14 protein-coding genes are annotated in these 23,659 nt (G+C 42.2%); 6 read left to right on the forward strand and 8 right to left on the reverse strand.

Annotated features, from left to right (window positions below; all coding sequences use genetic code 11):
* Positions 1-115 precede the first annotated feature (115 nt).
* Together NSTC745_RS32215 and NSTC745_RS32220 are read right to left on the reverse strand one after the other, a co-directional pair.
* Positions 116-2,845 carry an AAA family ATPase gene (locus NSTC745_RS32215; RefSeq protein WP_445634654.1) on the reverse strand — a complete coding sequence of 910 codons (2,730 nt, stop codon included), beginning with the start codon at positions 2,843-2,845 and terminating at the stop codon, positions 116-118.
* 304 nt (positions 2,846-3,149) lie between these two features.
* Complete coding sequence (locus NSTC745_RS32220; RefSeq protein ID WP_445634655.1) at positions 3,150-4,223, reverse strand: AAA family ATPase; 1,074 nt, start codon at positions 4,221-4,223, stop codon at positions 3,150-3,152.
* A 190-nt stretch (positions 4,224-4,413) separates the two neighbouring features.
* Between NSTC745_RS32220 and NSTC745_RS32225 the strand changes: the two genes are divergently transcribed.
* A complete protein-coding gene (locus NSTC745_RS32225) occupies positions 4,414-4,956 on the forward strand; it encodes a hypothetical protein (RefSeq protein ID WP_445634656.1) in 543 nt (180 codons plus the stop codon).
* Positions 4,957-5,054: 98 nt separating this feature from the next.
* Here NSTC745_RS32225 and NSTC745_RS32230 read toward each other — a convergent pair whose 3' ends face one another.
* From NSTC745_RS32230 to NSTC745_RS32240, 3 genes are all read right to left on the reverse strand, one after another.
* Positions 5,055-6,002 (reverse strand): SGNH/GDSL hydrolase family protein, encoded by a 948-nt coding sequence (locus NSTC745_RS32230; protein WP_445634657.1) that lies wholly within the window; start codon positions 6,000-6,002, stop codon positions 5,055-5,057.
* A gap of 256 nt (positions 6,003-6,258) precedes the next feature.
* On the reverse strand, positions 6,259-8,271 hold the full coding sequence (locus NSTC745_RS32235) for a tetratricopeptide repeat protein (RefSeq protein WP_445634658.1): 2,013 nt from the start codon (positions 8,269-8,271) through the stop codon (positions 6,259-6,261).
* Positions 8,272-8,998: 727 nt separating this feature from the next.
* Positions 8,999-9,517: a COP23 domain-containing protein gene (locus NSTC745_RS32240; protein ID WP_445634659.1), complete on the reverse strand. Its 519-nt coding sequence runs from the start codon at positions 9,515-9,517 to the stop codon at positions 8,999-9,001.
* A 137-nt stretch (positions 9,518-9,654) separates the two neighbouring features.
* Here NSTC745_RS32240 and NSTC745_RS32245 point away from each other — a divergent pair, with 137 nt between their 5' ends.
* The 3 genes from NSTC745_RS32245 (at position 9,655) to NSTC745_RS32255 (ending at position 17,004) form a co-directional block, all read left to right on the forward strand.
* Entirely contained in the window at positions 9,655-12,285 is a 2,631-nt protein-coding gene (locus NSTC745_RS32245) for a two-partner secretion domain-containing protein (protein WP_445634660.1), read from the forward strand.
* A 143-nt stretch (positions 12,286-12,428) separates the two neighbouring features.
* Positions 12,429-14,180, forward strand: coding sequence for a ShlB/FhaC/HecB family hemolysin secretion/activation protein (locus NSTC745_RS32250; RefSeq protein WP_445634661.1), 1,752 nt, complete (start codon positions 12,429-12,431; stop codon positions 14,178-14,180).
* Positions 14,181-14,304: 124 nt separating this feature from the next.
* Entirely contained in the window at positions 14,305-17,004 is a 2,700-nt protein-coding gene (locus NSTC745_RS32255) for a CHAT domain-containing protein (protein ID WP_445634662.1), read from the forward strand.
* A gap of 214 nt (positions 17,005-17,218) precedes the next feature.
* Here NSTC745_RS32255 and NSTC745_RS32260 read toward each other — a convergent pair whose 3' ends face one another.
* The 3 genes from NSTC745_RS32260 to NSTC745_RS32270 form a co-directional block, all read right to left on the reverse strand.
* The gene (locus NSTC745_RS32260) at positions 17,219-17,842 is read right to left on the reverse strand and encodes an NUDIX hydrolase (protein ID WP_445638734.1); all 624 of its coding nucleotides are present in this window, start codon (positions 17,840-17,842) and stop codon (positions 17,219-17,221) included.
* 222 nt (positions 17,843-18,064) lie between these two features.
* Positions 18,065-19,090, reverse strand: a complete 1,026-nt coding sequence (locus NSTC745_RS32265; RefSeq protein ID WP_445634663.1) for an ABC transporter permease — start codon at positions 19,088-19,090, stop codon at positions 18,065-18,067.
* A gap of 96 nt (positions 19,091-19,186) precedes the next feature.
* Positions 19,187-20,839 (reverse strand): ABC transporter substrate-binding protein, encoded by a 1,653-nt coding sequence (locus NSTC745_RS32270; RefSeq protein WP_445634664.1) that lies wholly within the window; start codon positions 20,837-20,839, stop codon positions 19,187-19,189.
* 496 nt (positions 20,840-21,335) lie between these two features.
* Between NSTC745_RS32270 and NSTC745_RS32275 the strand changes: the two genes are divergently transcribed.
* Together NSTC745_RS32275 and psbB are read left to right on the forward strand one after the other, a co-directional pair.
* Positions 21,336-21,662 carry a hypothetical protein gene (locus NSTC745_RS32275; protein WP_445638735.1) on the forward strand — a complete coding sequence of 109 codons (327 nt, stop codon included), beginning with the start codon at positions 21,336-21,338 and terminating at the stop codon, positions 21,660-21,662.
* 465 nt (positions 21,663-22,127) lie between these two features.
* Positions 22,128-23,657 (forward strand): photosystem II chlorophyll-binding protein CP47, encoded by a 1,530-nt coding sequence (psbB, locus tag NSTC745_RS32280; protein WP_445634665.1) that lies wholly within the window; start codon positions 22,128-22,130, stop codon positions 23,655-23,657.
* The last annotated feature ends 2 nt before the right edge of the window (positions 23,658-23,659 follow it).

Genomic DNA, 23,659 nt, shown 5'->3' on the forward strand with positions numbered 1-23,659 from the left:
GTCAGCAAAGCCGGGGTGGGGTAACGCGCATCTTGAGGGTAAGTGAGTAGAACTTGCTCATCACGTTTTCATCAGGGTTTCACGTTAAGTTGACACCAATGAACATGTTGTGCCCCTACCGTAAAACCCAGCGGCGAAACAGTTCTACCATAATCCGCCATTTTCCCTGAGTTTCTTCAACGACATCATGACGCTTCAAAGTATTTAGTGCTTCCTGTAAATCAGCGTCGTTCATACCTGTAGACTGAGCTAAGGCATCCACACTTAGCCCCTCTGGATGAGGTGCAAGTAATCGTACAATTGTTTGTTGACCGCCAGCACCCCGCGCTGCTTGACCCCAAACTCCATCAAAGTAGCCGCTTCCCTGTTTGAAAAATTCAGGGTCATTGATAACTGCTTCCACATCTTCCACTGTGAAAACTGGGTCACGGCGTCGTCCTTGCTCAAAAACAAAGTCATTGTAGCGGCGCACTAGCTGAAAACCCACGAGTTGCACTAAATATGGTTGACCGTGTGTTAAAGCATAAATTTTATCTAAAGCTTCGGGGATGTAGTCGAGAGGGAAGTCTTCATTATCTGGGTTAGCGAGAATTTGGCGAGTAGCTGTATGTTCTTGAAAGCCTACATGAATACGAATGACGCTGGCAAAGAAAGGTTGAAAATAATCTGCTGTCATTTCCTCTAAGGTATGCAAACCAGCAAAGGCAAAGGCAATTTTAGAACTCATTTGCACTAAACCCCGCAGAAAACCCATAAAGTCGATAGGAATTTTTCCGGCTTCAATTAAATCTTCAATTTTCTCGAACTCGTCTAAGGCAATGATTAACCCACCGTCTAGGTTTGCTTCCACTTGTTTTAAATAACGTTCAAAAGTCCGGTAGGGAAGATTTAGTAAATCAGCATCAGCTGGGGGTGGAAGTTTTACAGTTCGAGAAATTTCATCACAAATTGCCATTAGCACTTCACCGACACCTTGGGGAGTATCTCCCAAACGTAGCAAGTTGACATAGGCTAGCTGTATTTGTGAGCCTAGACAGTTAGCAGCGTTAAGCAAAATAGAAGTTTTGCCCATCCGCCTGTGACCGTAGAGAACTACAGACTGGAGTTGATTACCCATTACCCAGAGTTCTTGTAACTGTTTGATGATATCTTCTCGCCCAACAAAGAGATGACCTTCAACGGGGTCACCTACAACATAAGGATTAACCACAGGTTTGGTGATGGAAATTTCTCCCACTTCACCAGCAATTTGTAAAAGGCTTTCTTTCCAAGTTTGAGCAATATCTATAATTAGCCCTTGCTCTGCTTGCGGTAATATGTCGGCTTGATTTAAGATTTTTGTCAGTTCGCCTAATGCTCGATTTAGAGCTAAAGATCTGGCTGAACGTGAGACGCTGCGGTTAACAAACTGGACATCTTCAACAACTCGACGCAGATGAGCTAGGACTTCCCAGGTATCTGGACGTAAAAGCGGTTCCTGTGGAAAAGGAGGTACTTGGATAGCAGCAATAGAAGCTGGTTTTTTAGCTTCATGAAACAGACTTAGAGTTTGGGCAAGGGTAAACATTTCCTCGCCATAGAGAAGAGAACGCACTACACCAAAAGCCTTTACTGCTTTGGCTGGTTTTTTTTCATGCAGATGCCAGAAACCAGCAGCAGCAGCACGGGCAGGAGTATCTAAGCGAGTGTCTGTATTAAAACGAGCCTGTAAATTTTCTTTCCAAGAACGAAGGAAGAAAAGGAAAAAGGGGAAGGAGAAGAAATCTTTGATAAACCTTGACTTTAGGGTTTCATCTAAAGAAGCCGAAGCAAAACGTACTATATTCCAATCAAAGGGATTTGCTGCTAGACGAGAGACATTCCAAATGATTTGCTCTGATGGAATTGTGGCAAGTACTTTATTGACTGCTTGGGCAACAGGAATGAATTGTAGGGTATATGCCAGCAGTTCATTAGTATTATGTAAACCTGTTTCCCAATCATTTTGCAACCAATTTTGCAGGCGCCTAACAAGATTAGGAAGGGGAAGCGGAGTGATGCGAGGGAGTAGCCAACTACCGTTTTGAATAGTTCGCAAGTTTAAAGGTGAGCCAAGAAGCCAGGTTTCTGGACGGAGTGCCGCCACGCCTACCGCCACGCCTACCGCCACGCCTCCTGCCACGCCGAACGCCACGCCTCCTGCCACGCCGAACGCCACGCCTCCTGCCACGCCGAACGCCACGCCTGCCGCCATGCCTACCGCCACGCCTGCCGCCACGCCTACCGCCACGCCTCCCGCCACGCCTCCCGCCACGCCTCCCGCCACGCCTCCCGCCATGCCTACCGCCACGCCTGCCGCCACGCCTGCCGCCACGCCTACCGCCACGCCTGCCGCCACGCCTACCGCCACGCCTCCCGCCACGCCTCTCGCCACGCCTATCGCTATGCTGAATGCCAGGCCTACTGCCACGCCTCCCGCCACGCCGAACGCCACGCCTATCGCTATGCCGAACACCATACCCAACGCCACGCCGAACGCCACGCCGAACGCCACGCCGAACCAGTCAACTGTAACATTTAGAGCCTGAAAAATTAAGCCTATGGCTACAGGTGTAATTACTGTTAAAAATAGCCCTTGGAAAAGTAACTGGCGTTGGATAGTATTTTGACGCAATAACTCCCATCCCTTTCGCCAATTCATTTCTTCTTGAGGAATATACCCACCCCCGAACTCATCCATATACCACCGCAAAGCTTGGGGAAAGAAAAACACCCAGTACAAAAGGTGCAGATAATCTAAAGGGTTCCACAGCGAGAGGGGACGCTTTAACTTGGGTTTTAAGTCTAAGCGGGGTACAGAGGTCATTATTCAACCTCCATCATCACCCATGAAGAACCTAAACCCCCAGCCCCCTTCTCTCTGAGGGAAGGGGGAATAGGAGTAATCTTGCTCTCCTCCCCTTGTAGGCTACCGTGTACACACAAATCCGAGTTACTTTGAGATCCCGGTTTTATCCCCCTTAATCCCCCCCCCTTTCCAAGGGGGGAAACAAGAAAATCTAGTTCCCTCCCCTTGACAAGGGGAGCGTTAGGGTGGGGTAATTCGATAACTTGTGTGTACACCGTAGCTTGTAGGGGAGGGGTTGAGGGAGAGGTCAAAGTCGTGTCATTCATTGCAAACTCTCCACATAGCGCGAATAAGTTTGATAACACGATTGCATCAGTTTGCGAGGATGTCCGCCACTTTGTTGGATGAGTTGGATGATTTCCTCTTCAGTAAAGCTCACTGAAGTATTAGCTAAACGGCTGGTAATAAAAGCACGCATAGTAGTTTCATCCCAAGGATGAATGTGTTCCTCTTGGCAAATACCCGCCAAAGGAGAAGTATCACTTTGCTCCTGACTATCTTTAAAAAGGTTGTTCAGGGGTTCTGTGGCAGCTAAAATCAGCTTCAACGGTGAATTACTTCCTTCGGCTAAACCGCGCAAATAATCTCTGATTTTGCGAGTAAAACCTTCCCTATTTAGTTTTCCTAAATTATCTATAGCCAATAGTATTTTACGATTTCGTAAATTGCGAGTTAACTGATAGTCTTGACTTTCAGGTATACCAATCTCATGGCACAAATCACTATAAAATTCACTTTCATTATGAAGTAAATTCAGGTCTAAGAAAATTGGCTGACGTTTAACGTTGAGACGATTTTCCGCTTCTTGGGAAATCATCCATAACAGCGAGGATTTTCCGATTCCCTCTTCCCCAATTAAAACGACGCTACTACCGCTATTCAAAACTTCAAATATTCGGCTGATTTCCCGCTTTCGGTCAAAGAACAGATATTTTTCTTCTACTCTGCCAGTAAAAGGAATGAAAGGATTGTGATTTTCTGGTGATGAAAAATCGGGCTGTGATTCAGCTTCTTGTACTGGATTAGTTGCTTCTAGAATTAGTTCTTGATAAGGTAAAGCTTTTTCTAAATGTTGTCTATATCCTTCTTTGATTGGATTTTGGAAATTTTTTTTTGTAACTTTTATTCCTAAATGTTCTGTAATCTTTCTGCATAACTTTGCACCCACATCTCTCACATGTTCTGCACTATAAGACCCATCATTAACAATTTCTGTATACTGCTTTCTCCCTTGCCACATACCTAAAAATAGTTTTTCTTCCAACTCATTTAAGACTTGCCGATCGTTCTTTACAAGTAGATCGTTAATGAATGTTAAGAGTTCTTGTGAGTCCATTACGTGTAGTTGAATTGGCAGAGCAAAGTTAAAATCAGTCAGTAGTGTAATACTTTACCCTACAAACCTACATTTGCCTACTTTCCCTTACAAGAATTTAATTACTCAAACTTCCTACTAACGCCTACTTATAGAACCTGTGTCTCAAGTGATGATGGTGTTACAGCAAAAAAGTAGAGGAGTTGGAAAAATGGCAACTTTTAAACAACAGGTTATACTTGCTCTCATCGCTGCTACTGGCGCTATAGTAGCTACGGTAGCACCTGTATTAATTGAGGGCGAAAAATCTTCTTCAGAACCAAAGCCTACAGTCACCGCCACCTCTACAACTTGTGACAAAGTGAGTCCTGCAAAAATATGCGTTGATAATCTCACTGTGCAGGTTAATAGCAACGAACTTCAGCAAGTGAAAAATGGCGATCGCCTACTGCTAAAATCTGGAGATACTCTCAGATTATCAAACCTCAATTATTGCATACCAGCGAAAGCTTCAGTTAATAAAATAGATGTCAAAGGGCATCTATTTAAAAATGGAATTGAGAGTTATAAAAATAGTTTTTTAACTCCGAGTACCTTTCCAATTAATGCTGCTTGTCATAATATTGGTAACTTCCAAAAAACCTGGACACTTGAACCAGGACAGCATCGAGCCAGCATACCCATCATTAAATATGTTGGCAGCAATAGAATTGTTGACAGCAGTTTCTACTTTGACTTGGATGTTGGACTATAATTTCAATTGCCGTAGCAACTTTGTTGAAGGCAGAGGATAAAATTCCTCTGCACTCCTCACTCATCAGTCATCAACTTTAAGGGAGATAATTTATTTCTTCAAATTCCCCTATGCGTGCGTTGACGTTTTAGCACTCCTACTGTACCTAAAGCCCCCAATGCCAACATTCCTAAAGCTGGCGAAGATTCTGGAACTGCTACTAATGCGGCTCCTGCTAAAATGCTGTGAGTGTATGCTGTGGGATGCAGCTGATCCCAGAATAAATATTGATTCGGGTCGGGACAGGTAGTGAAACTCGTTGGGCTAGTTATTGTCAAGCAAGCATCAGTGACATTAGTGAAACCAAATTCTCCCGGAGATGCAAGCCCTCTAGTAAATAAGGAATTAACATCAAAAAGGGTGACATGAATATCTTCTTGCTGGTTCAAAGTATTAATACCTACCGCCAACCCGGAGTTATGGGCGTTAGTTAAAGCAGTTAGTCCAGCAGAAACCGTTGGGTTTTTATTAACGCCAGGAAGCGCACCTAAATTAGGTAAATTGACTACAAGAAAATTTTCGGCACCAACACTAGCAAGTGATTTTACCGCAGTTATTAAATTATTAACTGGCTCAGCAGGGTTTGTTACCCCATTACGGTAATCATTTGCACCAGCCCAGATTACATATAGCGCCTTGTCATCAGCTTGAGAATTAGCTGTGGTAAAGCTTGTTATCTGCTGAGTTAATCCTGGTAAATTTGGATTAACGCTGTTCAAAGTACCTGTGGTAGCACCACCAAAGGCAAAGTTAGTTAGTGTTATTCCCAAACTAGAAGATAAACCTTCTACCCAAACAGGGCCATTGGTAAAGCGTCCCTGAAAATAAGGTGGACTGGGAGGAAATTCATCTCCTGTAGCCGCTTTGATGAAGTTGTAAGCATTGCCAGTATCAACTAGGCTGTCACCAAAGGCGTAAATTTGACTAAAACTAGCGGCCGATGCTTTGAGTGAAAATACAAAAGAAGAAGATAATATAAATCCTGCGGCTAAAACTTGTTTTTTCATGCTGATTATGATTAGTCTTTTTTACTAAATAGTTTAGAAATCTTGAAAAGTTATTTTAGTGGATGTAGAATTTTAGATTGCCTCATTTTGAATGATAAATAATTGAGTAAGTCGGCAGGAAAAAACAAAATTATCTCAAAATAAATACGGATAATAGATGTACTAAAATGACCAAAAATATGGACGCTCATTTCAGTGAATTTCTGATTAATTTAGTATTTATCTTCCGCCTAAAGCTTCGATTTAATTAGGAAATTTAGCCATTTATTTTGTTTGGGCAACTTTCTTTAGCTTGTTGTGCGGGTTGGTAATTGGGTTTGAGCTTCAAAGCTTCCTTGAAGGCAGCGATCGCTTTTTTGTTTTGCTGGAATTTACACAGGCTCAACCCTAAATAATACCAGACTTCAGCTTTTTGAGCATCGCTTAGTTTGTGACGATCTAGAAGATAATAAAATTGCGCGATCGCTCGATCGTCTTGCTTTAGCGCTTGTAGTGTCATCCCTTTACCCCGTAAAGCCACAAAGTATTCAGGATTGTATTTTAATGCCTGTTCATATGCTTCTAGAGAACGTTCGTATTCTTGTTTTCGGAATAATACCCTACCTTGATAGCTAAAAGCAATGGCTAATTCTTTAGCATTTGTATTTTTCTGTTCAATTTTTGAAATTTCTTTGAAAAGGTCAATTGCTCGATTAATACTAGTAAGTGCAGCATCAGGTTTGTTGAGTGCTAGTAGTGCTTCAGTTTGATTAATCCAAAATACAGGATCTTTGGAATTGAGTTTAATGGCTTTATCAAAAGCGGAGATTGCCTCATCATATTGTTTGAGGTTAAATAGCGCTTCTCCTTTGCAATTCCAAGCATAAACAGCTTCTGGATTAATGATAGTTGCTGTCGTGCATGATTCTAGCATCTGGTCGTAGTCTTTGAGTCCAGCTAGTGCATAGCCTCGGTTAGTCCAAGATTGGTAGTAGTTGCTATCAAATTTTAAAAGGTTGTTGTATTTGGCGATCGCTTGTTGGTATTCTCCTTGCTGTAACAAACCATTACCTTGTTTGAAAATCGTTTCTACTTGTAACCATCTAAATATACTCAACCCAAAAATAATCAAGCCAGAACCACAGACCATTAAACCAGCTATTCCTAGCAATGCCAAAAATCGTTTATTTAAACTAGGTTTAGGTGCAGTAATAGGATTGCTGACATGCAAATTATTATCTGGTGAAATAGTTGTTTTTGCTGATGATGCAGAAAGTATTTTCTCTAACTCCAGGTTTACCCAATTGGAATTAAAAACTGCTTGGTAAATGCGGTTTGCAACTTTTAGCTTGTCTTCTTTTTGAACTATTAATCCTATATGTAAAAGTTCTGCCTGTTCTGGGCTATTGTTGATTGGTAATTCGCTCTCTTGCCAAATTTCTCGGTACAATTTCAACAAAGATAAGGGATCGCATTGCTGATTGTACATTATACTTTCACGGATGCTTTGCAAATACTCAGCAGTGATTTGAGTTTTCCAATTGTTAATGAAGTTCTTATGTACTACTTGTTGGACTATTACTGCTTCTGCTCCTGCGGCAATATTATCCGGCCATTCCACAAGCAATTGACAAATTTGTTCTGTCAAATTCGGTTGTCCATCTGTCCAGATTCGGACTTCTGCTAGCACAGCTTCCAAACAACTAGCTTTTTCTTCTAATTTTTTTAATAATTCTAGAGTAGTAGGGCTAAAAAGTGTTAATGTTGCTGATTCCTGCTCTGCCGAATTGAAAGCAAAAGCTGAATGCTCAATGGGGTTCAAGATTTTCAAATTGTTCTGCTGTGACACTACGCTTTTCAAATGTAATTGTTCTGTTTGGCTTGAGCTTTGATTATTTAAAACTTCTGGTTGCTGGAGTTGGGATTCTAAAGCCAAATGCTCTAGAAAAAAATTAACTGTAGTCGGTTTCAACCAGCCCTTAAGTATTGCTAATTCCCCAAAGCGAAGTTTTTTGGATGCTTGTTCGGCAAGGATAGTTCTGATTTGCTGTTCGTTTAATAGTCCAGCTTCTTTTAAATATTTGCCCAAACGCTGTTTTGGTTTTTGCTCCAGTAACACTGGCCATTTGTCAGAGAAAAAATCAGCCGTTTCTTGTTTAAGCCATCCATGCAAGACTAGAATTTCACCAAGCTTCAACCCAGTAACTTTGGTCTGCTCTTTGAGAGCAATTTCTATCTGCTCGGATGAAATTAGGTCAGCCTGTTGTAAAACTTTACCAAGTGGCTTCATAATCAAAAAAATATATTTAGTTATGAAGGTAACAAAACAAATTATTTTTTTGAGTTATCAAAAGTCAATTTTCTTATTCATGTAACAATTCTTACCTTTTTGTATAAATATCTTTAACTAAGTGGGTGCGGATAAACAAATTTAACTGTTGAAGGCTCAAGTTTCTTGGAGAAGATAAACTTGAGCTACTGCTCGACTAGGTTTTGGCGGTTTCAGCACCGTCTGATGCTTCAAAACTTCTCTTGCGTTGGCTTAGCCAACGCAAGAGACTTTGCGCTTTGTCCTTTGCCATTGGTCAAGGTTTCAAGGGTAATTCTGTTTATTTTCACCGACTTACTTAGATGATTAGTTGTGTTAGTATTTTATATTAGGACTTACGATGATATAAATATATACTTAATTTACTTAATTTTTATAATAATAATTAACAGTAACTTAACTCTCTAAGTCAAGTATGGCAAGATTTATAGTTTTAATTGATAGTTTTAATAGAAATTAAATATACTTGATTTAAGTTTTGTATCATTTATTTACTAAACAAAGTTTATTTTTCAAATTCAAGAGACTCGCCACGGCAGTGGATATCAAGCCCAAAAACCTCGATGGAATTTAACTAAATAAACTTCTTAAGTCGCTAACTTTTGGCGATCGCTATTATCTAGGTAGCACCTATACAGCCCAATCTCTCCCAGGCTAAGCACTTTTTTATATCGAAATTTTAGAAAAGTTAAAATGGCCACCAAAAAGGCTTGGTGTTAGTGTAAGTACGGCTAAGAGTCCGGCTATCGGAAGGCTTTCCTTGCTTAAAATCGCTACCTAACATTTCGTATAAAGCTTGAGAAGGATTATCAACTGGTTTGAGAATAAATAAAACTTTAGCGCTGTAATGATTGCAACCAATACCTCTGCGTTCTACTGCACACACAACAGATTGCTCGTTGAGGCGATCGGCGGTTAAATATTCAGAACCGCCCATATCATAAATACTCTGTAAACTTTTAGCTGTGTTCTGGCAATTTTGCGCGCCATTCAGTGCAGAAAAATATTTCGTAAGGAAATTTAACATGATGTAATCTTTAACACTTCCGTCTTTTTCTAAACTCAAAATCACTTTTGGTGTAGTGGCGTTAGTCTTGCAGGTTACTTCTACGCTATTAGCTCTACTGGGCACAGAGACTGCTAATATAGCACCCAGAGCTAATATTGGGGCTGTTGCCATAGTTGCCCAAGACTGCAAGTTGTTCATATTACTTAAACACCTTTCTTGACCAAAATTTAGGCTGGAATATAAACTCAATAATATCATTTTTAGTTAAATGTACTTAAATTAAGCTAAAAAACATTTAAGTAATTTTTCGTTTTGGGTGATTTACCCCGTGTAAAATGAAACAATTTTTTTGCAAAATTTTAATTACCAGTAGTGCTTATATCTCTTATCTAATTACCGGCTTCCCTGTTTTAGCACAAATTTCTTCAGACAACACACTTGGTGATGGACAAAGCGTAGTTTCACCAGGGACGACGCCAGGGCTGGATTTTGTAATTACAGGCGGAACACAAGTCGGTAACAATCTCTTTTATAGCTTTCGAGAATTTTCTGTTCCCAATGGTGGCGAGGCTTTTTTCAACAACACCGCACCTTTTAGTAACATTACTAACATCATTAGCAGAGTTACAGGTGGTTCAGTTTCCAATATTGATGGGTTAATTAGAGAAAACTACGGTGCGAATCTTATTCTCATAAATCCCAGTGGTATTAACTTCGGTGCCAATGCTCAACTTAATATTGGCGGCTCTTTTTTGGCGACTACAGCAGATAGCCTGAAATTTGCTGATGGTGCAGAATTTAGTGCTACCGATTCTACTTCCCCTCGGCTAACTATTAGTGTGCCAGTAGGCTTGCAATTTGGGCAGAATCCGCAAGCGATTCGCGTCCAAGGTCAAGGTCATAACATCAGTCTAGAAAGCCCGCTCTTCTCGCCCTTCACTAGGGGAGAAACCGCCGGACTAAAGGTGCAGCCAGGTAATACCCTAGCTTTGGTGGGAGGAGGAATTATTTCAGAGGGGGGAACGCTGACAGCCGAGGGCGGACGCATTGATTTAGGTAGCGTGGCTGGAGGTTTAGTAAGTCTCAATCCCAGCCCTCAAGGTTGGAATTTAGGCTATCAAGGGGCGACAAACTTTCAAGATATTGCCTTATCTCAAAAAGCATTAGCAGACACCAGCGGCGCTGGTAGTGGCTCGATTCAGTTGCAAGGGCGAAACATTTCCATCCGCGATGGCTCAATGGTTTTGATTCAAACCCAAGGAACGGAATCAGCAGGAGGAATTAACGCCAATGCTTCTGAATCCTTATCTTTAGTGGGTACTACAACAGACGGGCGGATTTCCAGCACCTTATTTACAGAAACTATCGGCGGTGGCAAAAGTGGAGATATTAGCGTTAATACCCCCCGCTTAGTCCTTCAAGATGGAGCAGCCATAGCTGCGGCTACTTACAGCCCTGCTACTGGTGGGAATGTTGATATTAAAGCCGATGATTCCTTGCTAGTGTCAGGATTTTCACCATTTAATCCCACTCGTTTCAGTAATATTACGGCAGGGAGTTTTGGGCCTGGGAATGCGGGAACTCTTACGATCGCAACCCAGCAATTAACTGCGCTTTTAGGAGGGAATATTGCCTCTGTAACTGCTGGTACTGGCTCTGGTGGAAACGTAACTGTAAATGCCTCGAAGTCAGTGGAATTGATCGGTGTTACACCATTTGTTTTCACTCCTAGCCAAATAACTGCTGGTACTGGCGGCTCCGGAAAAGCTGGTAGTGTGGTAATTAATACTCAACGTTTGGCAATCAAAGATGGTGGTAGAGTTGATGCTTCCACCTTAGCCAGCGGCCCTGCTGGTAGCGTTACTATTAACGCTCAAGAAAGTGTAGAGGTAAGTGGCAAAGTTCCAGGCTCGGTAAATCCGAGTTTGATTATCTCCTCAGGTAATATAGTCGATCCGCTCTTGCAACAACTATTAAGAGTACCTCCTATACCCAGTGGAGCTTCTGGAGATGTGACAATTAATACTGGGCAATTAGTTGTCAAAGATGGCGCACAGGTGACAGCGAGGAATGATGGCACCGGGGACGCAGGGACGTTGCGGGTGAATGCTGGCTCTATTTTGGTAGAAAGTCAAGGTGGAATCACGGCCGCTACCAAAGGGGGTCAAGGTGGCAACATTGATTTACGAGTCCAAAATTCCTTACAGGTGCTTGGTAATAGTCAGATATCTAGCGACAATTTTGGGATGGGAGCAGGTGGAAGATTGACAATTGAAGCTAGTCAGTTGACACTCGATCGCTCCTTGTTATCTGCTGCCACCACATCAGGGGAAGGTGGTAACATATCTCTGCAAACGAATGCTTTATTGATGCGTCGTAACAGTCAGATATCTGCAACTGCCGGCGGAAGTGGTGACGGAGGCAATATTAGTATTGCTGGCTTTAGTCCGGCCAACTTTGTGACGCTGTTAGAAGACAGTAAGATTACCGCCGACGCTTTTGAAGGTATGGGAGGAAATATCAGTATCGATACCAGAGGATTCTTTGTCTGTCCGACTTGTCAAATTACTGCTAGTTCCGAACTGGGAGTTGCCGGACAAATCAGTGTTATTACACCAGAAGCCCAAAGTAATTTTGAAATTATCGATGTACCGCAAGAAGTAGCGAAACCAGAAGAAGTGGTAGCTCAGGCTTGTCGAGGGACAACAAATCAAAACAGAAGCGAATTTACCATCACCGGACGTGGAGGATTGCCACCTCGACCGAGCGAACAGCTAAGTAGTGGAGCTTTAATTAGTTTTGAGCCAGCTGATGCCAGTGCCGCTACTAAGGTGAATAATACTTCCCAACTGCCGCCTCCCGCCAGAGGTTGGTATGTTAACGCCCAAGGTGTCCTAGTTCTCGCCAGCCAAGTGCCTAATCCTACTCCCTATGCTTTTGGGTTAAATTCGTCTAATTGTCAATGAACTGGGGATTGGGAAGATGGGGAGCAGAGGGGCAGGGGAGCAGAGGGGCAGGAAAGGCAGGAGAGGATAATCAATGCCCAATGACTAATAACTAATAACTAATGACTAATGACTAATGACTAATGACTAATGACCAATGACTAATGACTAATGACTTATCCAAAATGGTATTAAGTGTTTGGCTGCGGAGATTTTTTTTGTCTCCTTGTGTTGCCTTTATACTGCTGGTGTATCATACAAATTCTGCTTGCGCCCAGCCGATTAATCCTGTAACGCCAAAGCCGCCGGAACAACCCCCAACTAATCCCCTACCACCAACAAACGTACCCATCCAAATACCCCCGACAGTACCGCCAACCCCCGAAGAAGCCGTAGATATTCCGGGCAGTATCATTGTGCAAAAGTTCGAGTTTGTTGGTAATACTGCCTTCAGCCAAGAAGAATTAAACTCTGCGATCGCCAATTTTACACGCCAACCAATTACCTTTGCCGAACTCCTCAAAGCTGCCAATCAAATTACCGAACTGTATGTGCAAAAGGGTTACATTACCTCTGGTGCTTACATTCCCAGTCAAGAATTTCGTTCGGGTATCATCAAAATTCAGGTAGTAGAAGGCAGCTTAGAAGATATTCAAGTCAATGTCATTAAAGGACGCTTGAACTCAAATTATGTCCGCAGTCGGATTGCGATCGCTACTACCAAACCGCTGAATATCAACCGCCTGAAAGAAGCTTTACAACTGCTGCAACTCAATCCCCTAATTGAAAGCTTAGATGCCGAACTTACTGCCGGTACTAGACCGGGTGTAAATTCTCTAGCCGTGATAGTCAAGGGAGCGAGAACTTTTAATACGCAACTCAGTATTAATAATAACCGCAACCCCAGCATTGGAACTTTTGAGCGCGGCATCGGCTTCTCGGAAGCCAATCTTCTGGGAATTGGCGATCGCTTGAGTTTTGCCTACAAAAATACCGATGGTAGCAATAGTTATGAAGGTGGTTATACCTTGCCAGTGAATCCCCGGAATGGCACCGTTGGCTTCAACTATCGGATTACCGACAACCAAATTATTGAACCTGATTTTAAGAATTTGGATATCGAAGTAAATTCCCGTGAGTTTGAATTATCTTTTCGCCAACCAGTTCTGCAAAGAGCCACCCCAGAAGTTAACCAAGAACTCACCCTGAGTTTAACCGCAGCTAGGCGAGAAAGTAATTCTTCGATTCTAGGAGTGGATTTTCCCTTGTTTGCTGGAGCCGATCCTCAAGGAGAAACGCGGATATCTGAATTGAGTTTCGCCCAAGAATGGCTACACCGGAGTCGCAAAGAAGTCTTGGCCGCTCGTTCCGAGTTTAATTTGGGGATTGGAGCTTTTGGCGCCACGATTCATGATAGCGAACCAGATAGCCGATATTTCCTTTGGCGGGGACAAATGATTTATTTGCGTCTCCTCGGTCAACCAAAAGCACAAACAACGGCTCCGACTTTGTTGTTGCGTTCTAATATTCAATTGACTACCAGCTCTCTACTTTCTCTTGAGCAGTTTAGCTTGGGAGGTCAAGGAACAGTGCGGGGTTATCGCCAAGATGTTTTACTCAATGATAATGGCATTTTTGCTTCCGCAGAATTGCGATTACCCATTGCCCGTTTTCCACAACTGCAAGGGACTTTACAGGTTGCACCATTTATCGATTTTGGTACTGTGTGGAATACAGGCAGAGAAAATCCCGACCCTAACACTTTATTAGGCTCAGGATTAGGACTACTTTGGCAAATGGGGGATAGATTCACAGCCCGCTTAGATTGGGGTATTCCTTTAATAAATATTGATAATAGCAAGCGCACATGGCAAGAAAATGGCGTGTATTTTCAAATGGAGTATAGAGCGTTTTAAGTAGGAGGCAGGGGGCAGGGGAGGCAGGGCAATTTTATTGAGTGAAAAACTGTTGCGTTGAATTGATACGTTTTCCAGTGTTTGTATTTAAAAGTCTTTAATTACAACTGAGCAGCTGATAAAAATGATTTATAAAAATTACCGTCGTCTATTAATATTTATCCTTTCAGGGTTATTGGGGCTGTTATCTAGTTTGACTATGCCGGCTTGGTCAAATTTTTCCAATTTACATGCTAATGCTGGTAGTCCTTTAGAATTAGCGAGGCAAGGCGAACAACGGTACAATGGCGGAGAATTAGAAGCAGCAGCAAGGTTATGGGAAGCGGCGGCTGAGGCTTATGAAAAAATTGGCGATCGCGATGGAATGACTAAGAGTCTGATTAACAAATCTCAGGCTTTGCAAGATCTAGGATTGTATCCTAAAGCTTGCAATAGTTTACTCCAAGCTTTTGCGATTCCAAACCCCAACTGTAGCCAAACCCAAATCGAGCAACTCCAAAAAAACCTAGCTCAAAAAGGTGATTCTCTGACTTTAACTCAAGCGATTGGTTTGCACAGTCTTGGTGATGTCCTACGCAGACAAGGGTTATTACAAAAGTCGCAAGAAATCTTGCAATTAAGTCTTTCTTCGATTGGCGAATCGGCTGAAAAAAGTGCAGTGCTAGTGAGTTTAGGCAACACCGAACGGATCTTAGGCAACCAAATCCGCGATCGCTGGGACTATGATGTGGTAACGGACATTATCGATCGCAAATCTGTCATCGATGGTCTAAGACCTTACAATCAAGCTATTAATTACTATATTGAAGCAACAAAGGTAGCATCAGCGCCACCAATACCGAAAATTCAGGCACAACTCAATCACTTCCAGCTATTACTGGAGATGAAAAGATGGTGGAGCGAACAGACGCAACGCCGGATTGCTTCTTGGACGAGATTTTCTGAATCTAAATTAATTCAACGGGCGAAAGATTTCCTCTCTGGGTTGGAGTTGCAGTTGAGCCAAGATGCTCAAGCATTGCAAAATCAAATTTTACCTAACTTAGCTACTCTTGCTCCCAGTCGTGCTGCCATTTATGCCGAGATTAACTTTGCTGATTCTTTGATGCAAAGCGGACAAATAAATCAGGTTGAACCTTTATTAGAGAATGCACTCCAACAGTCACGAACTCTGCAGAGTAGACGAACCGAAACCTATGTTCTAGGGTATTTGGGCAAACTTTACGACAAACAAGGACAGTTAAATCGGGCAACCAAGCTGACACAACAAGCACTGATGTTAGCCCAAGAACAAGATATCAGTGGTGATGCTAGGGAAATTACTTATCTTTGGCAATCTCAATTAGGAAGTTTACTACGAAAACAGGGAGATCCCAAAGGAGCGATCGCAGCTTACACCGCCGCATTTAATATTCTCCAATCCCTACGCAGCGATTTAAATGCTAACAATCAAGATGTCCAATTTGACTTTCTCCAAGAAGTCAAACCAGTTTATTTAGAATTAGCAGATTTGCTGTTGAAATCAAATTTGACTGACAAGGAATTAAATTCGTTAATAGTTTCTAGTTCTAAGATTAATCGGGAAAAATCAGAAACCAAAAATTCTCAAAAACGTCTAGAATTAGCCCGCCAAGTGATAGAATCTCTGCAATTAGCAGAACTAGATAACTTTTTTCAAGACCCCTGTTCTGAAACAGCAAATGTGGCATTGCAAATTGATAATATTGATGCCAACGCAGCTGTAATCTATCCGATTGTTTTGCCAGAACGCTTAGAAGTTATCCTTTCCGTGCCGGGAAAACCTTTGCAGCAAGTAGTAGTTCCTATTAGCGAACAAAAAGTTAATGAAACTTTAGATCGGCTTTACGATAATTTAGACAACTTTAGTATCAATAACTCTGCACGAAATATTGTCTCTACTTCTAACCCAAATCCCCAAGAATTAAAGGAAAATCTACAAACACTTTTACCAATTTTTGGAGAAGTTTATAATTGGCTAATTAAACCTTTTGACACAGAGCTAGATCCCAAGCAAATCAAAAATTTAGTATTTGTACTAAATGGGAGATTGCAAAGAGTCCCAATAGCTGCACTCTACGATGGACAAAACTACCTGATTGAAAAATATAGCGTTGCGTTGGTTCCTAGCCTACAACTGCTAGCTCCTCAAAAATTGGAAAGAAAACAACTTAAGGTTTTAGCTGCTGGAGTTAGCGAACAAATTAAGGTACAAGGAGAATTTTTTGCTGCACTGGTTAATGTTCCAAAGGAATTAGACCAAATTAAACAAACTTTTCCTGCTTCCGAAAAACTGCTCAATCAAGAGTTTACTGTCAAAACTATTCAAAAACAGTTAAAATCAAATTTTCCTGTTATTCACTTAGCTACTCATGGGCTATTTAGTTCTAATCCCCAAAAGAATTTTGTGATTACAGGAGATGGTCAAAGTATTAGTATTAATGAGTTGAGTGCTTTGTTAAAAGAACCAGGTACAACCATAGAATTATTGGTGCTGAGTGCCTGTGAAACTGCTACTGGCGATGAACGAGCTGTGTTAGGTTTGGCAGGAATGGCTGTTCGTTCGGGGGCACGCAGTACCCTTGCTACTCTCTGGCCTGTAGGGGATGCTTCTACCGCCCAATTTATGGGTCAATTTTACCAAGACTTGAAAAAGCCAGGGGCAAAACAAGCAGATGCTCTGAGGAAAGCTCAACTATCCCTGTTAGAATCTTTGAAGCTAAATCCACCTTTTGAAGAGTTGCAGAATTTACCACCTCATCCTTATTATTGGGCACCTTATGTGTTAGTGGGAAATTGGCAGTAATGGCTGTTGATGGTTGAGATGTAAATTATACAAATTGGAAAAAAGAATGCGACAAATAGACCATTTGTAGAGATGCGATTCCTCGCGTCTTACAGCGCTTTTCATTTGGATGGAATACATGCTTGAATACTAAATTATCGTAAGGGCACAACAATGCTAAAGCCCCTACTGTGGTCTATTCAACTGCAAATTGCTGTAACCCAAGGATGTGTTGTTAATCGAAATCTGTTGGCTTATTTGGATCGCGGTAATATTCAAATAATCGAGTAATTTGAGATGGGACAACACGAGTTAGGGACAAGTTTGGAATTTCTGTTTCTCTAAAAAACGCAACTTCCTCGGTTTCAAAACTTGCTTTTGGAGTTCCACCTATTAATTCGCACTGAAAAAATAGTTTATAAATATGGTATGCCAATGGTGGATGCCCATGACGGCTATGATTTCTATCGTAGACAGCAAGCAGCTTCACAACTCTGGTTTGATATCCAGATTCTTCATATACTTCTCGTACAACTCCATCACTCGGCGATTCGCCTATATCTGCCCAACCTCCTGGTAATGTCCAGCAGCCATCTTCTTTTTCTCTGACTAAAAGAATTTTATCTGAATCAAACACAGCAGCCCTGAGATCCACTTTTGGTGTGGCATAACCTACTTCGGAATTAAATAAATTAAGAAGAGAACTGGCTTCAATATTAGAGTGTGTTGATATAATTTCAGCAGCAATTTGACGCACTTGCTGATAACGTTCCCTGTCAAATGGGTTTTCATTGTACGTCAGCCCATTTTGAGCGATCGCTTGTAATTTTTGTCCCCATTCTAACCACTTGAGGCTCATTTCAGCTTCTTGTACGATTATTTGCTTCGGAATTTTAGTCATAATCTTCCAACTACAATTTGCTGTTAAATCTCATCGATTGATGTCATAATAATTTATTTTTTTAACAAACAAATTATTAATGATAAATTTTTTCAGCAGTCTTTTGCTACTAAACCTAATTTCTTCAAACAAATTAACTATGCTCGTCTATTTGACCAGCTAAGGTGTCATATATTTTAGTTAATATCGAATTCGTGGGTCTACATAAGCATTTAAAATGTCAATTAAAATGCTGGCACTAACAACGATCGCTCCAAAAAATACTAATACTCCCTGGACTGTGGGATAATCGCGATCGCTAATGGCTTGATATAGTCGATTGGCTAACCCAGGCCAAGAAAATGTTACTTCTGTCAAAATCGCTCCACCCAACAAAGACGCAAAGGTTAATCCTAAAACTGTAATCACCGGAATTAAGGCATTTTTCAACGCATGGGAGACTAAAATCTTATTTTCGGCAATTCCTCTGGCTCTAGCTGCTTCTACATAATCTGCTTGTAGGGTTTGCTTTAAATTCACTCGCACAATTCGTTCAAAAATCCCACTCAGTAAAAGCCCCAAAGTCAAACTCGGTAAGGCAAGATGATGCAAAGATGTAAAAAACTGAGTAAAGTTTCCAGCTAGTAAGCTATCAATTGTATACAATCCTGTGATAGGCGTGGGGGCGGGAAGGTTGGGGGGAAAACGGTTAGAGTTGGGAAACCAACCGAGTTGTACTGAAAAAATTAATTGGAAAATCATTCCCGCCCAAAACATAGGGAGTGCGTAGGTGACGATACCAAACAACCGCCCACCCAAGTCAAAAGATGTTCCAGGACGGGAAGCCGAAAGAGTACCGACTAAAATCCCTACGATGAGTGCAACAGCCATACTACATACAGCTAACTCCACCGTCGCTGGAAAATATTGTGCAATGATATTCCAAACATTTTCTCCCCGACTCAACAAAGAAGTTCCTAAATCAAAGCGCAACACATTTCCTAAGTAATTTAGATACTGTAGCCACAAAGGCAAATCTAAACCGAGTTGTTTTCGCAATTCTTCTTTAGCTGCTTCTGGCGCACGTCCGCCGAGAATCGCATCTGCGGGATCTCCTGGCGTCGCTCTGAGTAAAAGAAATACAATAGTGATGATAGTTAATAGCTGAAGTGGCGCTAACAGTAACCGGGAAACAATGTAATATTGTAAAGCTTTAGAACGAGACATAAATTTAGTTATTTGTCATTTGTTATTTGTCATTGGTCATTGGTCATTGGTTATTTCTACCTCATTGCCCAATGCCCAATGCCCTATACCCAATGTTTACTTTTTAATTGTCTGGTAAACCAAAATTTGGGTTGGATTAAGTTTTACATTATTAACCCCATTTCGGGCAAATACATAGTCTTTGTTTTGCCATAGGGGAACGTAAGGTACATCTATAATTACTTGATTTTGAATTTCGCTAAAAATTTTCTGCCGTGCTTCGGGGTTTTGTTCTTGACGTTGCCGATCGATTAACTTATTAACGGTTTCGTTATAGTAAAATGAACCCTGAGTTTGACTGCCTCCATCTTCACATCCTTTAGCCGCTGAACCTTTTTCACAATACAAAAATGGCTGGACGTAATTATCTGGATCTAAAAAGTCTGGATACCAATCAAGTAAAGCTGCTGGATATAATCCTCTAGAAATGTCTTTAAAGAAAGCAGGGCCTTCGGCAACGGCAACTTCAAATTGCAGGATTCCATCCATTTTGGCATCGACAAGGGATTTAAGTGTCTGTGCTGCCAAACTCCGAGTAGGCGAACTAGAAGGATACCAAACTTGAACTTTTGCCGGATTTTCTTTGGAAAAACCAGCGGTAGTTAATAATTGTTTGGCTCGATCGAAATTAGCATCACCATATTTATCTTTAAATAATGGTACAGATACATTAAATGTAGTGGGAATCATGCTATAAAGCGGATTTGCTTGACCGAGTAAGACTCGTTCGTTGATTAGCGGACGGTCAACTATTGAAGCGATCGCAGCTCTTACTTCTGCCTTATCTAAAGGCTTTTGATTCCGGTTTAACACCATATAACTGACTACACTACCTTCAGCAGCGATCGCTTGCCAATCCCCTTGTTTACCACCTTCTTCCAAACTCCGAGTTTGGTCTGGTTGTAGGGATAAATAAGCTACATCAATTGCTCCTGTGCGAAAAGCATTAAATAAGTTAACTGGACTAGTTTGGATTTGAACGTTAACGCCTTTATTAGCTGGCTTTTCGCCCCAATATTTATCAAACACATCAAATCGCAGCGAATCAGTACCATACTGGGCTAACTTGTAAGGGCCAGTACCCACAAAAATATTCGGCTTGAATTTACCCGCACCGACTTCGTAAGCTTTGGGCGAAACTGCACACACCCCAGGAAACGCCAGCAGTGATGGAAAGGCTGCAAAGGGCTTTTTCAACTTAATGCTTAACTCATACTCCCCTGTGGTTTTCACCGAATCTACTATATCCCCTAGTAAGAAAGAGGGTTTTCCTTTATTTTCAATAAAGCGCTGGATGGTAAACGCCATTGCTTGGGCGTTGAAGGGAGTCCCATCGTGAAAAACTACTCCCTGGCGTAGAGGGATGGTATAAGTTAAGCCATCTTGACTGACTTTTGGTAATGCTGTGGCGAGTTGGGGTTTAATTTCTGTGCTTCCTGGTTCGTAATTGTAAAGGCGATCGCTCATATTAAACACTAAACCCAGGGCTGCTAACTCATAAGCATCAGCCGGATCGAGGGTTCTCGGCTTGGCTGTTGTACCTATGGTAATGCGACCATCACCTGTAGGACTATTTACAGAACCCGATGGCGGCGTAGTTGTTTGTGGACGAGGAGTGCAACTCACAACTAAAAATAAACATACACAGAACAAAGATAGGAATTGTATAATCCGATTCCAGCGTTTCACGGATAAGGAAAACCATGTCATAGCAATAAAATTTTAGATATCAGCGGTCAGACATCTTACTACATTTGCGGGTATTGTGCCTTAATTTTTACAAATAATTTCGGCGATGGTTGTAGCTAAGTATATACGTACAAATAAGCTTATATATTGGCTTATTTTCAGCGAACACCGTCATTATTCGATCGTCCTTTGTAAATACAAATGCTAATCACTAATGACAAAGGATAATTAGTTAAATGAGGAAAAGTTTTTATTTAATTAAGATTTTAAATATTGACTAAATTTGTCGTAGATTCATAGTTACTAGGGAAGTAAGTTTGTTAAGCTCTGACAGTAACTCAAGTAGCGTACACAAAAACTTAGCCTGTTGCTGCTTGGTTATATATACCGTGGAGCCGTTTATTATAGAGAACAGCTGCATGGTTTTGCTGACAAATCTAGTATTTATACATCAGCGAAAAAAGCGATCGCGATATCACCAACAGCAGATTTAAAGTCTAATAGCGAGACTAATACCGTGAAGTATTTCTTTCTATCTGAGGGATGGACAGTTGCTAGAGTATGGGCATCTGACGGACTCTGGCAAATCACCGCATGGCGACGCCAACCAGATATTCAGCGAATGAATATTTGTTTAGTGGAAGAAAACGAATTGCTATGGCTTTATCGAGTTGAAGAAGCCATCTTAACCGTAGAAGTGAAGCCAACAACCCCAGTAACCACCAGTCAGACTATCGGTCAAGTAGTACTCAAGCGTTTGATGAGCGCCGAACAAGTAATCGAACGCCTGGGTAGCGCCCAAACCAAGTGTCACCTGCAAAACATTCAATTGGTGGTTCAGTAAAAATTGGCCATAGGGCAAAACCCTTCGGGTAGGGAAAAGGGAAAAGGGTACATGAGAGATCTTCCCTTTCCCCTTTGCCCTTTGCCCATACTGCCCCATTCCGTAAAGAAAAGATAAGCAAATTTAATCCCTGACAGGATTGGTAGCGAAAAAACTTGGACATGCTACGCGATCGCATTAATTTACACGCTTGCAAACAGTTCCATCAATAGTTACACTTTTTAAAACATTCTCATTTTTGCTTGGCGATGGCTACCCCACGGGGTAAACCTCAAGGGAGCGAGTAAGCATTGCCAAACCACCACGTTGTCTGGCTTAATTAAGACTAAGTTGTGGTCAAACTCTGACTCTGGCAATAACAAAAAACAAAAGAGAGTTTTCTGAGTGGCGGTTTTCGTTTCTCAGAATCTCAGTAAGAAAATTGCTTTGTTAAGTAAACTAACTCATCGAGGAGGAGCGTAGTCGATGGGACTACCCTGGTACCGAGTACATACAGTCGTTCTGAACGATCCAGGGCGGCTGATTTCTGTACACCTGATGCACACTGCCTTAGTAGCAGGCTGGGCTGGTTCAATGGCACTATATGAACTGGCTACTTTTGACCCAAGCGATCCGGTTCTTAACCCGATGTGGCGTCAAGGAATGTTCGTGCTGCCCTTCATGGCACGTTTGGGCGTTACCCAATCTTGGGGTGGTTGGAGTGTTACCAGTGCTTCAACAGGCGATCCTGGCTTTTGGTCATTTGAAGGCGTTGCTGCGGCTCACATCGTTCTTTCCGGTCTATTATTCCTAGCCGCCGTTTGGCACTGGGTTTATTGGGATTTGGAACTCTTTAGAGATCCCCGCACAGGTGAACCCGCTTTAGACTTGCCAAAAATGTTTGGCATTCACCTGTTTTTATCTGGTCTACTTTGCTTTGGCTTTGGTGCTTTCCACCTCACCGGATTATTTGGGCCGGGGATGTGGGTTTCTGACGCCTACGGTGTAACTGGCAGCATCCAGCCAGTAGCACCAGAATGGGGCCCAGATGGTTTTAACCCATATAACCCTGGCGGCATTGTGGCTCACCACATCGCTGCTGGTGTTGTTGGTATTATTGCAGGCTTATTCCACCTGACAGTCCGACCCCCCGAAAGGCTCTACAAAGCTCTACGGATGGGTAACATTGAAACAGTACTTTCTAGCAGTATCGCAGCGGTATTCTTCGCTGCTTTTGTGGTAGCAGGTACTATGTGGTACGGTAACGCTACCACCCCCATTGAACTGTTTGGTCCTACCCGTTACCAATGGGATCAAGGCTACTTCCGTCAAGAAATTCAGCGTCGCGTCCAAAATAGCGTTGGTCAAGGTGCAACCCTTGAGCAAGCTTGGTCAGCGATTCCAGAAAAACTAGCTTTCTACGATTACGTCGGCAATAGCCCTGCTAAAGGCGGTCTATTCCGTACAGGGCCGATGGATAAAGGTGATGGCATTGCTCAATCTTGGCAAGGTCATGCTGTATTCAAAGATTCTGAAGGACGGGAATTGACCGTGCGTCGTCTCCCTAACTTCTTTGAAACCTTCCCAGTGGTCTTGACCGACGCAGATGGAATTGTCCGCGCTGACATTCCCTTCCGTCGGGCAGAATCTAAGTATAGCTTCGAGCAATCTGGTGTCACTGTTAGTTTCTACGGTGGTGACCTCAATGGTCAGACCTTTACAGAACCAGCGGACGTGAAGAAATATGCTCGTAAGGCTCAAGGCGGTGAAATCTTTGAATTTGACCGGGAAACCTTGAACTCTGATGGGGTATTCCGCACCAGTCCTAGAGGTTGGTTTACCTTCGGACACGCTGTGTTTGCTCTCTTATTCTTCTTCGGTCACCTGTGGCATGGCGCTCGTACAATCTACAGAGACGTATTTGCCGGTGTTGAAGCGGATCTAGAAGAACAAGTTGAATGGGGTCTATTCCAGAAAGTGGGTGACAAGTCAACCCGCCGGAAGGAAGCCCTCTAAGG

It is taken from the genome of Nostoc sp. DSM 114161, from assembly GCF_052692665.1.